Here is a 13,607-nt window from a genome sequence, read left to right on the forward strand (position 1 = left end):
ATATGCCACGTCGTTCAATCCTGTCCGCCGCCGAGCGCGAAAGCCTGCTGGCGTTGCCGGACACCAAGGATGAGTTGATCCGTCACTACACGTTCAGCGAAACCGACCTCTCCATCATCCGGCAGCGGCGCGGCCCGGCCAACCGGCTGGGCTTCGCCGTGCAGCTCTGTTACCTGCGCTTTCCTGGTGTCATCCTGGGCGTCGATGAGCCGCCGTTTCCGCCCTTGTTGAAACTGGTCGCCGACCAGCTCAAGGTCAGCGTCGAAAGCTGGGACGAATACGGGCAGCGGGAGCAGACCCGGCGCGAGCACCTGGTCGAACTGCAAACGGTGTTCGGCTTCCAGCCCTTTACCATGGGCCACTACCGGCAGGCCGTCCAGTTGCTGACCGAGATGGCCTTGCAGACCGACAAGGGCATCGTGCTGGCCAGCACCTTGATCGAGCACCTGCGGCAGCAGTCGGTCATTCTGCCTGCCCTCAACGCCGTCGAGCGGGCGAGCGCCGAAGCAATCACCCGCGCCAACCGGCGCATCTACGATGCCTTGGCCGAACCGCTGTCGGACGCGCATCGCCGCCGCCTCGACGATCTGCTCAAGCGTCGGGACAACGGCAAAACGACCTGGCTGGCCTGGCTGCGCCAATCGCCCGTCAAACCGAATTCGCGGCACATGCTGGAACACATCGAACGCCTCAAAGCGTGGCAGGCGCTCGACCTGCCTTCTGGCATCGAGCGGTCGGTGCACCAGAACCGCCTGCTCAAGATCGCCCGTGAGGGTGGCCAGATGACGCCCGCCGACCTGGCCAAGTTCGAGGCGCAGCGACGCTATGCCACCCTGGTGGCGCTTGCCATCGAGGGCATGGCCACCGTCACCGACGAAATCATCGACCTGCACGACCGCATCCTGGGCAAGCTGTTCAACGCCGCCAAGAACAAGCATCAGCAGCAATTCCAGGCGTCCGGCAAGGCGATCAACGCCAAGGTGCGGCTGTTCGGCCGCATCGGCCAGGCGCTGATCGAGGCCAAGCAGGCGGGCCGCGATCCGTTCGCCGCCATCGAGGCCGTCATGTCCTGGGATGCCTTCGCCGAGAGCGTCACCGAAGCGCAGAAGCTTGCGCAGCCCGAGGACTTCGATTTCCTGCACCGCATCGGCGAAAGCTACGCCACGCTGCGCCGCTACGCGCCGGAATTCCTTGCCGTGCTCAAGCTGCGGGCCGCTCCCGCCGCGAAGGACGTGCTCGACGCCATCGAGGTGCTGCGCGGCATGAACAGCGACAACGCCCGCAAGGTGCCCGCCGACGCGCCGACCGAGTTCATCAAGCCGCGCTGGCAGAAGCTGGTCATGACCGACACCGGCATCGACCGGCGCTACTACGAACTGTGCGCGCTGTCGGAGATGAAGAACGCGTTGCGTTCCGGCGACATCTGGGTGCAGGGGTCGCGCCAGTTCAAGGACTTCGAGGACTACCTGGTGCCGCCCGCGAAATTCGCCAGCCTCAAGCAGGCCAGCGAATTGCCGCTGGCCGTGGCCACCGACTGCAACCGGTACCTGAACGACCGGCTGACGCTGCTGGAAACACAGCTTGCCACCGTCAACCGTATGGCGACGGCCAACGAGCTGCCGGACGCCATCATCACCGAGTCAGGCTTGAAGATCACGCCGCTCGACGCGGCGGTACCCGACACCGCCCAAGCGCTGATCGACCAGACGGCAATGATCCTGCCGCACGTCAAGATCACCGAACTGCTGCTGGAGGTGGACGAATGGACGGGCTTCACTCGGCATTTCGCGCATCTGAAATCGGGCGACCCGGCCAAAGACAAGAACCTGTTGCTGACCACGATCCTCGCCGACGCGATCAACCTGGGCCTGACCAAGATGGCGGAGTCTTGCCCCGGCACGACCTACGCCAAGCTGGCTTGGCTGCAAGCCTGGCACATCCGCGACGAAACCTACGGGGCGGCGCTGGCCGATCTGGTCAACGCACAGTTCCGCCATCCCTTCGCCGAGCACTGGGGCGACGGCACCACCTCATCGTCGGACGGCCAGAACTTCCGCACCGGCAGCAAGGCCGAGAGCACCGGCCACATCAACCCGAAATACGGGAGCAGCCCAGGGCGGACGTTCTACACCCACATTTCTGACCAGTACGCGCCATTTCACACCAAGGTCGTGAACGTCGGCGTGCGCGATTCGACCTACGTGCTCGACGGCCTGCTGTACCACGAGTCCGACTTGCGGATCGAGGAGCATTACACCGACACGGCGGGCTTCACCGATCACGTCTTCGCCCTGATGCACCTCCTGGGCTTCCGCTTCGCGCCGCGCATCCGCGACCTGGGCGACACCAAGCTCTACATCCCGAAGGGCGACGCCGCCTATGACGCGCTGAAACCCATGATCGGCGGCACGCTCAACATCAAGCACGTCCGCGCCCATTGGGACGAAATCCTGCGGCTGGCCACCTCGATCAAGCAGGGCACGGTGACGGCCTCCCTGATGCTCCGAAAGCTCGGCAGCTACCCACGCCAGAACGGCCTGGCCGTGGCGCTCCGCGAGCTGGGCCGCATCGAGCGCACGCTGTTCATCCTGGACTGGCTGCAAAGCGTGGAACTGCGCCGCCGCGTGCATGCCGGCCTGAACAAGGGCGAGGCGCGCAATGCGCTGGCCAGGGCAGTGTTTTTCAACCGCCTGGGTGAAATCCGCGACCGCAGTTTCGAGCAGCAGCGCTACCGGGCTAGCGGCCTCAATCTGGTAACGGCTGCCGTCGTGTTGTGGAACACGGTCTATCTGGAACGGGCTGCGCACGCGCTGCGTGGCAACGGCCATGCCGTTGATGACGCGCTGTTGCAGTACCTGTCGCCGCTCGGTTGGGAGCACATCAACCTCACCGGCGATTACCTCTGGCGCAGCAGCGCCAAGATCGGCGCGGGCAAGTTCAGGCCGCTACGACCGCTGCAACCGGCTTAGCGTGCTTTATTTTCCGTTTTCTGAGGCGACCCCATAGAGCACTTGCGCGGTGTATCCGGAAGGAACGCTGACCGCGTCTGCCAGCGATTTCGGAACCGCGCCGAAATTGAGCAGTTTTTCCGAGGGCTCCGTGGGAGGAGCTCCTGTGGGCGGTGTGTCCGGGCTATCGACATCGCTGTCGTCGTCTCCGTCGCCATTACAGCCCGCCAGGCCAACCCCGAACAGGGCAGAGCCCACCGTTGCCATGCCTCCCTTCAGAATCCGGCGTCGACTCAAGCGGGTTTGTAGCACCGCGTCGAATGTCGGATTTGGCGATGTGTTCGAGTCCTCGTCATTGAAGTCCACGACGGGCGCATTCATGTTGGTCTTCATATTGTCCATTTGTCTGGATTTAACGAAGCAATGAATGTAGGTGGCGCCAATTACTTTTTCATGACGGATCGGACGTTCGTTTCGGGCCGTAATGCGCGAGGCGATGCAGCGTCACCATGCGGTGGATTCAATGGACAGCAATCGCTGCACAGCAGCCGTTGACCGAGGCACTCCGACCGGCCGAAGTGGGTCGTCATCGGCCGAGCGATTGAACCAAGCTGTTGCAACGACCGGTTTCATCCACAGCCAATAACTGCCCTTCAAGACGGAACAGCTGGACCAACCTAGAATCTTGGTGCAAGTGCTATGATCGTATTTCGTTATCGAAACTCGATATGAAAGAGAACTCAACACCTCGCGCCATGGAGCACCACGATCTGCTATCGGGGCTGATCCGCCTGCACGTGCTGCACCACGCAGCCGCGCAGGAGATCTATGGGCAGTGGATGATTGACGAACTGGCCCACCACGGCTACCGACTTTCTCCCGGAACGCTGTACCCGATGCTTCACAAGATGGAGCGCGACGGATACCTAGTTTCGCGCCAGGAGCGCGACGGACGCACCGTGCGAAAGCTCTACACGATCACGCCCAAGGGCAAGGAAGGCTTGGCGCTGGCCAAGGAACGCATCCGGGAGTTCACCGGGGAGGCAATGCACAAATGACAGGCTCCACCAACACCGTACAGCACGAAGCTGTAGCTACGCGCGGTTCACCCGTTGAAGTCTTCGGCGCCTTCCTTAAACTGGGATTGACCTCCTTCGGTGGGCCGATCGCGCATCTGGGTTATTTCCGCTCGGAGTTTGTCGAGCGCCGCCGCTGGCTGGATGACCGCAGCTATTCCGATCTGGTCGCCTTGTGCCAGTTTCTTCCGGGTCCGGCCAGCAGCCAGGTGGGCATGGCGCTTGGGCTGGGTCGCGCTGGCTGGTTGGGCTTGCTGGCGGCGTGGGCAGGGTTCACTTTGCCATCGGCCATCGCGCTAATCCTGTTTGCCTTCGGCATCGCTGAGTACCAGGGACTAGCCCAGTCCGGGTGGGTGCATGGTCTCAAGGTAGTCGCCGTGGCCATCGTAGCTCAGGCGGTGTGGGGCATGGCCAAGTCGTTGTGCCCTGACCGGCCACGCGCTGCCCTGGCCATTCTGGCGGCACTGCTGACCATGATCCTACCCTCAGCAGCGGGACAGATTGTCGCGATCTTGTTGGCAGGACTGCTGGGCTGGTGGACGCTGAAGATTTCACAACCTGGCGGTGGCCAAGCTCACAGCTACCCGGTCTCGCGCAGACTGGGCGTCATTGCGCTGCTTCTGTTTGCAACACCGCTTGTCTTGCTGCCCCTATGTGCAGCAGCCACGGGATCGTCCACGATAGCGCTGCTGGATGGGGTGTACCGTTCCGGTGCGCTAGTCTTCGGCGGTGGGCACGTTGTGCTGCCGCTGCTGCAAGCCACCGTGGTGCCCAGCGGCATCGTCAGCAACGCAGACTTCCTAGCTGGCTATGGCGCTGCCCAGGCCGTGCCGGGACCGCTGTTCACTTTTTCGGCGTATCTTGGCGCAATAGCCCACGGCCCGCTGCATGGCTGGATTGGCGGCCTGGCTCTGCTGGGCACCATATTCCTCCCAGCCTTCCTCATGCTGGTCGGCGCATTGCCGTTCTGGGCGGCGCTTCGCCACCGGGCGGGTATTCAGACGACCATGGCGGGCATCAACGCCGGCGTGGTTGGTATCCTGGTATCGGCCTTATATGACCCGGTGTGGACAAGCGCCATCCACGGCAAGGCGGACTTCGGGTTGGCGTTGCTCTCGTTCGGGCTGCTCACAGTGGGGCGCGTGCCGCCAGCGCTCGTGGTGCTGCTGGCTGGCTTGGCAGGCTGGGTCATGGCGATGGGCATCTGAAATTCGTTTCACTCAGAGCTTTCAATCAAACTTCGCATAATTCCTTCGCTGATGTACCTCAGGACGAAGAATCTTCCAGCGGTATAGCTGCTGCTTGGGCGAACGAAGCTTGAACGCAGGGTTCGTTACCTCGGGATCGAGCTAACGATGCCGTTGAGATGGCAGAGCAAACTGAGGTTGATGCATCCCGGGCCGGCGAACGGTCGCTTGCCGGCCAAAGCCGGACATTCACCCGATCCTATGCAGGTGACGCACACCAGTCACCTCAGGGCATTCCATAATTTCACAGCGCTATCGCGCAAGCAGGATCGGCACCTCAACAGCTCGTATCATTGCCGTCGTGGTACTGCCGACGATCAAATTCCTGAGCGGCGAGTGACCATAGGCACCCATGACCAGCACGGACATCGGACCACCGGCTACGCAGTCAGCGATAACTTTCTCTGGAGCCCCCGGGGTAATCGAAAAAGTTGCCGTTCGCCCGCTTTGCGCGAATAGCTGAACGACCTGCTCCATCTGGGCTCGATTCTCCTGCGACTCCGCGCCAGCCCTCACGAGGTGTATTGGCAGACCGTCCAGCATCGGCGTGCTTGTCAGCAATGCAATCGCTCTAGCAATAGACTTTCCGCCATCGTAGGCAATCACAGCGCGCATTGGCGGCACGTGCCGCTCGGGAGCAACAAATAGCGGCTTGTTACTGGCTCGAAGCACGCGCTCGATTTTCGATCCGAGATGGCCGGCGGCGAATTCGCTCGACGCTCCCCGCTTGCCCATCACCACCAAGCCAGCCTCGGCTTCGCGCTCGATAATGGTTTCCACAATGCCACCATGGAGGTGCACCGTACTGACGTCGCCGATGCCGGCAGCCCGTAATCGCTCTTCAGCGGTCGCCAAGAGGGCGCGGCCACCTTCGACCGCCAGTTTTCCTTGCGCTTCTTCGATGCGAGTCAGCTCTTCTAGCAGCTCGCTTTTCACACCTAGCCCGATAGCGCCACTAAGGTCGTGCCGCGCTGTCACCGCGCTTTTTCGCTGCACAACATGCAGCAGTTCAACTCTCCAGGAAAGACGGTGCGCCGCCCAGGCTGACAAGTCGCAGACCGCGGCGGCGTAGTGGGAGGCATCGATGCATGCAAGTACTTTCGACATATCTTCTCCTTAGTGTCCCAACGACTTGGTGTCGGCGCCGGGTTTGTCGTGAATTGCAAATCGACCAATCATGGTGGCGCTGGCGGCATTCAAACCGACGACATCTACAGTCGTGCCTTCGCGGCGCAGCTTGATCACGACCTTGTCCAGGGCACCCACGGCCGAGATGTCCCAGAAGTGCGCGGCGGATACATCCAGCACCACGTGGTCGACGACCTCTTTAAAATCAATGGCTTCTGAAAACCGATCGGTGGATGCAAAAAACACCTGGCCCTCGTAGTAGTAGGTGCGGGTGCGCCCGTCCTCAGACAAGGCCGAAGTCACTGCGAAGAGCCGCTTGACCTTACCCGCGAAGAACACGCCGCTCAACAGCACGCCCGCCAGTACGCCCTGTGCAAGGTCATGCGTCCAGACGACCACCACAACGGTCGCCAGCATGACCACGGAAGACTGCCAGGGATGCGAACGCAGGTTGCGGATCGAACCCCAACTGAACGTGCCGATGGACACCATGATCATGACCGCGACCAGTGCCGGCATGGGAATCCTGGCCACCAAGGGCCCCAGCACCACGATCAGGAACAGCAGGAAGGAACCCGCCACGAAAGTGGAAAGCCGCGTCGAACCGCCCGACTTCACGTTGATGACGGACTGGCCGATCATGGCACAACCGCCCATGCCGCCAAAGAAGCCCGTCACGAAGTTCGCGATACCCTGGCCCTTGCATTCGCGCCGCTTATTGCTGGGCGTGTCGGTCAAGTCGTCCACGATCTGCGCGGTCATCATCGACTCCAGCAAACCCACCGCCGCCATGGTCAGCGAATACGGAAGAATGATCTGCAAGGTTTCAAACGTGAAGGGCACGTTCGGAATCAGGAACGAAGGCAGGGACGACGGCAGCTTGCCCATGTCGCCCACCGTGTTGACGGGCAGGCCCCAGTAAATAGAGATGGCCGTCAACACGATGATCGCGATCAACGGCGACGGCACGGCCCGGGTCAGGCGCGGAAACAGATAGATGATCGCCAACCCTCCCGCCACCATCACGTAGGTGACCCACGTGACGTTGGTCAGCTGCGGCAACTGGGCAACAAAGATCAGAATTGCCAGCGCGTTCACGAACCCGGTGACGACAGACCGCGACACATACTGCATCAGCAGGTCAAGCCGAAGAAAGCCGGCGATGATCTGGAAGATGCCCATCAGGATTGTGGCGGCGAACAGGTATTCAACGCCATGATCCTTGACCAAAGGCACCACCAGCACGGCAATGGCGGCCGTGGCCGCAGAAATCATGCCAGGCCGGCCGCCCACTAAAGCGATGATTACCGCGATCGAGAACGATGCGTAGAGGCCTACCCGCGGATCAATACCCGCGATGATGGAAAAGCCGATGGCTTCGGGGATAAGAGCAAGGGCAACGACGATGCCCGCAAGAATATCGTTACGAGGACTGGACATCCATTCGCGACGAAAAGAGGAGAAAAAAGACATTGTTAGGCTAACCTGACGTTAGCAAGCGATGCCTTGCACCGAGGGTGGTTTGTAGTTGGTCTCGGAGCGAGCCGTAATTCGCTTGGAGTTGTCCGAGGGATAGGCGCCCGGCCGAGCCACCCGGCAAACGCCGGGTCCACTAGTATCGCTATCGAAGCGAAGCCGCATCCGTTGCAGATGCTGCGGGAGCATTGTACACGGGTTGTGCAGCGTGACTCAGACCAGGGCCGAATCGTCACAAACACGATATCGGGCGGCGAGAACTAACCTTTGACCGGCCGCATTGGGTCGGGAGCTGCCTGTCATTGATGGCCGCTCCCGGCCTTCACCAAACATTGCGCGAATCAAGTGGACTTCCGCTTCTGGTCGGTTTGCCCCAAGGACCAGCAAAACATCCAAACATTTCCGCATGAAATTTCATTGCAAGGCCCCCCCCTCTATCTGCCGGCTCGGCCCCCCCCTTATTTCCCGAAAAGCTGCGCCTTTTCCATTTCCCGCACGACGTCTAGAAAGTCCAGCTCCGTGTATGCCATAGAAGTCCGTACATCGTCATGACGCATCGCCTTGGCGACCACCCGCACGTCCACTCCCATCGCGGTCAGCTGCCGCCCGAACGTGTGCCTTAGCCAGTGGGTCGACGCCCGCTCCAGCAGCACTGCGTCCTGATCCCGGCCAGCGCTACGAAACCCCGCAGCACATCGCTGAAAGGCGCCCGTGAGTATGTCCCAAAGGGTGGCGCGACGACGAATCTCGGCCCATCGGCGCTGACTACGGCGTCCTACCACGGTGGACGGGCAGCGCGCCGGCCCGTCCACCTTGCGAGTCCGCGTCGACAGGATGAGCGCCGTAGTGTCACCACACACGGGATCTGGCGGAAAGTTAAACGCGTATCGGTATGCACGAAGATCGTCCATGACTGCGGGTGGAAGAGCTACGCGGCCTGTTTTTCCTCCCTTCCCATGCCTCACAACTAAGGACCAGTGCGCGCGCCCGGACTTCGGATCAGCATAGAGCTCGACATCGCCCATACTTGCGAGAACCACTTCGCTCGCCCTCATTCCTGTGAATTGCAGCAGTCGCAAGATAAAACGATCCCGCAAGAACATGAGCTTCTTCTCAACCGATGTGCGGGAGGCCTTTTCCATCGAATCTAGAACCTCCTCAATCAAGTCTGGTGGCACTGCATGCCGGCGTGGAGCATCCCGGCCCACTCCCCCACCACTCCCAATCGATGCCATCGGATTGGCCCGCCGATACCCTGCCTCAAACCAAAACTTGAGGAGGGCATGCAACACTTTCTGAGCATTCGCCAAGGCAGAAGCACCAAGCCTGGCGCGAAAAGGCGTCCAATCGATATCACCAACGCGTGCTGCACGTCTTCCGCAGATGTGGTCGCCTGAATGCTCCCGCAAGAATTTTAGATAGCGGGTAACGTCGGGAATGGACCATCGACTCGGCCCATCAGACCCGACCAAGTCGCAATACCATCGGATGCGGAAGATCTCGCGCTGATAGTTCGCCAGTGTGTGCCGGCTCACCGGCGGCCTTCTTGCAGCGAGCGCCTGAAGCCAACGCTCTGCCGCCTCCCAGTCATCGCTAACATGTCCAAGGACGCAAGAAACGGCCTCAGAGCCGTTTGCAGTGACGAACTGGGGGAGAGGTGCCACTTCGCTCATCGCGGCGCTCCTGCGGCCCCCACCGCCGCTCTTCGGTACGATTCGAGCAGCGCCTGTTCCTCCTTCCTTAGCGCCTGCAGCCCCTCGTAGCGCTCCCTCCACAGCCGGCTTTCCGCGCGTGCTGCCTCAATCGCGCGCAGAGCAAACGCCCGACCGCCCTTCTCCGCTTCCGTGACGTTCGTCACGGTAGTCACAAGCGCAGAGAGCTTATCCGCCATCGCGGCCAACGCCCGCTCGGCGCTGTCGGCCTGACCTTGCACGCGGGCGAGCTCACACTGCTGGGCCACCATCGCAGCCTCTAACCGAGCGTTGTCAGCCTCCAGCACCTGCCGCCGGCGGCGGTGCTCCTCCAACTCAACGGCAAGCAGTCGAAGGGTAGTCGGATCATCCTGCCTCGCCGCACGCTCTGTCACTCGCGGAAGCGCAGTCGCGCGGAGATCCGGATCGACCTGCCCAGCAGAGGTACGAGCCAGGCGCTCTTGCACGCGAACCAACACGGAAAGGATGGTGGTCGTGGAAGGTCTTCGGGTTGGCGCGTAGGCACGCAGTATCCGTTGGTATGTTGGAACGCCGTATAGGCGGCCCGTGACCTCTAGCACCGCGCTTATCAGACCACCAAGAAAAGCGCGGTTATCTGCGACGTCAGGATAGGCAGCCTGGAGGCGAGAGATCTCCGCCATGATTTGCCGCGCCTGGTCGTCCGTTAGCTGAAACGCAGGCCTACCCATTGCCGCAGATCTCCAAGCTATTGATCACGAAAATCGTCATATTTATGATGCTGCTTCTTCACTACCGTACACACCGCGCAGTGTGTACGCTAAACAGCGAATACCGCACCTACAGGTTCTGCAGTGCTAAACAGCAGCCTGCAGGCCGTCCAAACGCTGGCGTCGCTCGACCGCGAGAGTCACGTCCATCATCCCGTCCACAAGCTGCCGTAGTGCCGCAACGTCAAGACTGGCAGTAACTGCCTCCCCGCATGCCCCAACCCCCAAGTCAATAGATAAGCTGGCTTTTGGCACTTGAAGGCTGTCATAGTGGTCAAAGTTCAGAGACACACGCCCTATGGTTCCAATAGCTGCCCTGAAAGGCACGTCCACCCTAATTCGACGCATGACCTTTCTCCCATTCGAAATGACGGCATTTAGGGAACTTGCTGCAGCCTAGAAAGCGCCTGGGCGACGTGCTCGAAGCCCGGCTCACGAGCTTTCCCGAGCCGCAAGTCGGGCACGCCGCTCCGGCAGCGCCACCGGGCGCCTCACGGCTGGCAGATAGCTGCAACGCCTCCGCGACCGGCATGGATGCCGTGACCGTCGCCGTGCGAACGCCTGGCTTTCCGCCATCGTCGGGCTGAGTGTGCTTGCACTGCGGATAAGCTGAACATCCCCAAAAGGCTCCCTTCGAGCTCTGCCGCAGGCGCAGCGGTTGCCGGCAAAGCGGGCACGGATAGCGCTTCTGCGTACCACCGAGCGTCACACCGGCGCCCGTATTGGCGTCACCTCTGGCCTCGAATTCAAACTCCAGACGCCACTCTGCATTTACCTTGAGCTTGGCACTGAACAGTCGCTTCGTCTTGCTGACGAAGCCTTCCAGCAGCCCCGTTTTCCCATCGATGTACAGAACAGTCAGCTCTGCGTCGGAAAGTTCGCGTCCTGCCACCAATCTAACCTGGCGAAACCCACATTCTGCGCTGCACGAGACTTGTAGCGTGCCCGCCTGCAGCGGCGCCTGACACTTTGGGCATGGCGCTGCAAGCCTGGTCTTTGGCGTCGCAGGGGCGGCCGCGGCCCTGGCCTTCAATGTCTCAACCAGGCGACGTGCAAACTGAGCGGTTTCGGTCATGAAGCGCGATCGGTCGTACTGGGCGCGCTCCATAAGTCGCAGTTTGCTTTCCCAATCCCCGGTCATCCTGGGCGAAGTCAATTCTTCAAGTCCGTTGGATTCCAAGAACTGCACAAGCTGAATGCCCTTGTCGGTGGGCACGAGATGCTGCTCCTTTCCCTCCCGCCGCAAATAGGGTTCAATCGGTCGTTTGGCACGATCATGATCCGCTAGGAGTACTTCGATAATGGCCGCGCGAGTGGCGGGCGTTCCAAGCCCTCGCTCTCGCATCGCCTCTCTCAGATCATCGTCCTCCAACAACTTTCCAGCGGTCTCCATTGCCCCCAGCAACGTGGCTTCGTTAAACCGGGCGGGCGGCTTCGTCTTCTGCGCCACGAGCTTCACGCCGCGATTCGCCGCGCCTTCGCCTTGCACCAATGGGCAAAGTGATGTGGAATCGTCCTCCGGATCAAGGTCTCGCCCATAGACCGCCATCCATCCAGCCTCTTGAAGCACTCGGCCCGTGGCCGTGAACTCGTGCCCTGCCATGACTGTCGTTCGCTCGGTCTTAGCGTAGACCGCGGGCGGGTGAAAGGCAGCCAGGAACCGTCGCACGACCAGGTCGAAAACCTTAGCTTCGCCTTCGGTCAGGCCTTCCGGAAGCTTCCCAGTTGGAATAATGGCGAAGTGATCGGAGATCTTCGCATTGTTGAAGATCCGCTTGTCCGGGCGCACCCAGCTATTGGCAATGATCCGTCCAGCATGCTCGCCGTACGCACCCACAGAGAGCGTCTCCATTACTGAGGCAGCTTTCCCCACATAGTCCTCCGGAAGCGCATTGGAGTCTGTGCGCGGGTAAGTTACAGCTTTGTGCTTCTCGTATAAGGCCTGGGTCAAGTCCAACGTTTTCTTGGCGGAGAATTTGAACCGCTTGTTGGCCTCACGCTGAAGCGTCGTCAAGTCGAACAACTTAGGCGGAGCGCTTGTTACTGCCTTGAACTCATCTCGCACCGTGGAGGGCTCCGCAGCGCGGCATCGTGCGTGCAGGGCCTCGGCCGCGGATTTGTCCCATATGCGGTGAGTCGTGTCGCCAGAGTCCCCCGAGTCGATAGACGGACCGCGCCAACGCGCGACATATTCGCCCGCCTGCACGGCGAAAGTCGCATGCAGTTCCCAGTATGGCCGCGGCACAAAGGAGCGAATGGCAAGCTCCTGGTGAACAACAATCGCGAGCGTCGGCGTCTGGACTCGCCCCAGCGAATTCCGCTCGCGTCGATCGGTCAGCACTTCAACCAATGCAGATACCGCTCTTGAACCATTAATGCCAACCAGCCAATCCGCCTCGGACCGGCTGCGCGCCGCATCGCCCAACCTGGCGAAGGCTGAGGCCGGCCGAAGCCCCTTGTAGGCCTCGCGGATCGCCGCAGGAGTCATGGACTGAATCCACATCCGATACACCGGCTTCTGCGCCTTGTGAAACTCATAAATCAGATTGAAGATCAGCTCACCTTCACGGCCCGCGTCGCAAGCGTTGACCACCGAGATCACATCCGGGCGTGCAATCAGCTTCCCGAGCAGCTTGAGCTGGTCGACCGTTCCGGGGATAGGACTCAGCACAAATCGGTCGGGAATGCGGGGAAGGCCACCGAACCCACCAGCAGGCTGACCAGGATCGGGGTCGGCAATCTGAACTAAGTGCCCTATGCCAGAGCTGACAACAAACTGCTCACCTTCCAGCCAGTTCCCGGCCTGACGGCACCCACCAAGCGCCGCAGCGATATCGCGAGCGACAGAGGGCTTCTCAGCGATTATGAGGGTCTTCGTCATTTCCGCTCCTGAGGGATACGTCGCGGCCAGTTCGTGCGCTTTCCATTCATTCGCAAGAAGGACGCCCGCGTCATTTCCTCGCGGCCCAACCGTCGAACAACCGAAAGCAAGTTCCAGGTGCCGAAGCAGAGCACGTACCCGAGGACATAAGCGATGAGGGCCATGTTGAAGGGATGTGCGGCAAACCCGGCAAGACCCTCATGCCCAGACTCGCCGCCAGACACGAAATAGGCGATAAGGTTTGCGAAAAGCACACCAGAGCAGAAAAGAGCCAGAACGCGCCACCACCGGCGCGGCGCTCCCATCGCAGCGATGCGCCCCTTCCTCGCCAGGGCGGCAGTCCCGAGAACAGTCTCAAGAGTGGCTAGGCGCACGCGCGCCAAATACTGACCAATAAAGTTACGCATGGCC

Annotated in this window: 10 protein-coding genes and 1 other annotated feature; of the genes, 3 read left to right on the forward strand and 7 right to left on the reverse strand. The window is 61.1% G+C overall.

Translation table 11 applies throughout. The annotated features are described in order from the left end of the window. Positions 1 to 2 precede the first annotated feature (2 nt). Positions 3 to 2,969 (forward strand): Tn3 family transposase, encoded by a 2,967-nt coding sequence (locus AOZ53_RS18095; protein ID WP_001138070.1) that lies wholly within the window; start codon positions 3 to 5, stop codon positions 2,967 to 2,969. Positions 2,970 to 2,975: 6 nt separating this feature from the next. Here the strand turns inward: AOZ53_RS18095 and AOZ53_RS34225 are convergent, their stop codons facing one another. Continuing rightward, positions 2,976 to 3,341: a hypothetical protein gene (locus AOZ53_RS34225; protein WP_127186023.1), complete on the reverse strand. Its 366-nt coding sequence runs from the start codon at positions 3,339 to 3,341 to the stop codon at positions 2,976 to 2,978. Between the two features lie 362 nt (positions 3,342 to 3,703). Between AOZ53_RS34225 and AOZ53_RS18100 the strand changes: the two genes are divergently transcribed. Continuing rightward, positions 3,704 to 4,006 (forward strand): PadR family transcriptional regulator, encoded by a 303-nt coding sequence (locus tag AOZ53_RS18100; RefSeq protein WP_006224629.1) that lies wholly within the window; start codon positions 3,704 to 3,706, stop codon positions 4,004 to 4,006. After that, positions 4,003 to 5,232, forward strand: coding sequence for a chromate efflux transporter (gene chrA, locus AOZ53_RS18105; RefSeq protein ID WP_006224630.1), 1,230 nt, complete (start codon positions 4,003 to 4,005; stop codon positions 5,230 to 5,232). The genes AOZ53_RS18100 and chrA overlap by 4 nt, the downstream gene beginning before the upstream one ends. 291 nt (positions 5,233 to 5,523) lie before the next feature. Here chrA and AOZ53_RS18110 read toward each other — a convergent pair whose 3' ends face one another. From AOZ53_RS18110 to AOZ53_RS18135, 6 genes are all read right to left on the reverse strand, one after another. After that, positions 5,524 to 6,378 (reverse strand): universal stress protein, encoded by an 855-nt coding sequence (locus AOZ53_RS18110; protein WP_006224631.1) that lies wholly within the window; start codon positions 6,376 to 6,378, stop codon positions 5,524 to 5,526. Positions 6,379 to 6,387: 9 nt separating this feature from the next. Further along, positions 6,388 to 7,872, reverse strand: a complete 1,485-nt coding sequence (locus AOZ53_RS18115; protein ID WP_006224632.1) for a SulP family inorganic anion transporter — start codon at positions 7,870 to 7,872, stop codon at positions 6,388 to 6,390. A gap of 86 nt (positions 7,873 to 7,958) precedes the next feature. Next, positions 7,959 to 8,013: a sequence feature (sul1 is cis-regulatory element that is thought to sense ions involved in sulfur or methionine metabolism; They are found in Alphaproteobacteria), on the reverse strand. 320 nt (positions 8,014 to 8,333) lie between these two features. Beyond that, positions 8,334 to 9,548, reverse strand: a complete 1,215-nt coding sequence (locus tag AOZ53_RS35050; RefSeq protein ID WP_231690638.1) for a tyrosine-type recombinase/integrase — start codon at positions 9,546 to 9,548, stop codon at positions 8,334 to 8,336. Continuing rightward, positions 9,545 to 10,228, reverse strand: coding sequence for a hypothetical protein (locus AOZ53_RS18125; RefSeq protein WP_231690639.1), 684 nt, complete (start codon positions 10,226 to 10,228; stop codon positions 9,545 to 9,547). Before AOZ53_RS18125 ends, AOZ53_RS35050 begins: the two co-directional genes overlap by 4 nt. 421 nt (positions 10,229 to 10,649) lie before the next feature. Beyond that, on the reverse strand, positions 10,650 to 13,196 hold the full coding sequence (locus tag AOZ53_RS18130) for a DNA topoisomerase (protein ID WP_054485445.1): 2,547 nt from the start codon (positions 13,194 to 13,196) through the stop codon (positions 10,650 to 10,652). Further along, a complete protein-coding gene (locus AOZ53_RS18135; protein ID WP_006224637.1) occupies positions 13,193 to 13,603 on the reverse strand; it encodes a hypothetical protein in 411 nt (136 codons plus the stop codon). The genes AOZ53_RS18130 and AOZ53_RS18135 overlap by 4 nt, the downstream gene beginning before the upstream one ends. Positions 13,604 to 13,607 lie beyond the last annotated feature (4 nt).

The sequence above is a fragment of the Achromobacter sp. 2789STDY5608621 genome (genome assembly GCF_001299375.1).
In the GTDB taxonomy this organism is placed as follows: Bacteria; Pseudomonadota; Gammaproteobacteria; order Burkholderiales; family Burkholderiaceae_B; genus Achromobacter; species Achromobacter insuavis.

Bases quoted from the DNA above. Each gene is read 5' to 3' on its own strand.
- AOZ53_RS18095 (WP_001138070.1), top strand. From the start codon at position 3: ATGCCACGTCGTTCAATCCTGTCCGCCGCCGAGCGCGAAAGCCTGCTG.
- AOZ53_RS34225 (WP_127186023.1), bottom strand. From the start codon at position 3,341: ATGAAGACCAACATGAATGCGCCCGTCGTGGACTTCAATGACGAGGAC.
- AOZ53_RS18100 (WP_006224629.1), top strand. From the start codon at position 3,704: ATGGAGCACCACGATCTGCTATCGGGGCTGATCCGCCTGCACGTGCTG.
- chrA (WP_006224630.1), top strand. From the start codon at position 4,003: ATGACAGGCTCCACCAACACCGTACAGCACGAAGCTGTAGCTACGCGC.
- AOZ53_RS18110 (WP_006224631.1), bottom strand. From the start codon at position 6,378: ATGTCGAAAGTACTTGCATGCATCGATGCCTCCCACTACGCCGCCGCG.
- AOZ53_RS18115 (WP_006224632.1), bottom strand. From the start codon at position 7,872: ATGTCTTTTTTCTCCTCTTTTCGTCGCGAATGGATGTCCAGTCCTCGT.
- AOZ53_RS35050 (WP_231690638.1), bottom strand. From the start codon at position 9,548: ATGAGCGAAGTGGCACCTCTCCCCCAGTTCGTCACTGCAAACGGCTCT.
- AOZ53_RS18125 (WP_231690639.1), bottom strand. From the start codon at position 10,228: ATGGCGGAGATCTCTCGCCTCCAGGCTGCCTATCCTGACGTCGCAGAT.
- AOZ53_RS18130 (WP_054485445.1), bottom strand. From the start codon at position 13,196: ATGACGAAGACCCTCATAATCGCTGAGAAGCCCTCTGTCGCTCGCGAT.
- AOZ53_RS18135 (WP_006224637.1), bottom strand. From the start codon at position 13,603: ATGCGTAACTTTATTGGTCAGTATTTGGCGCGCGTGCGCCTAGCCACT.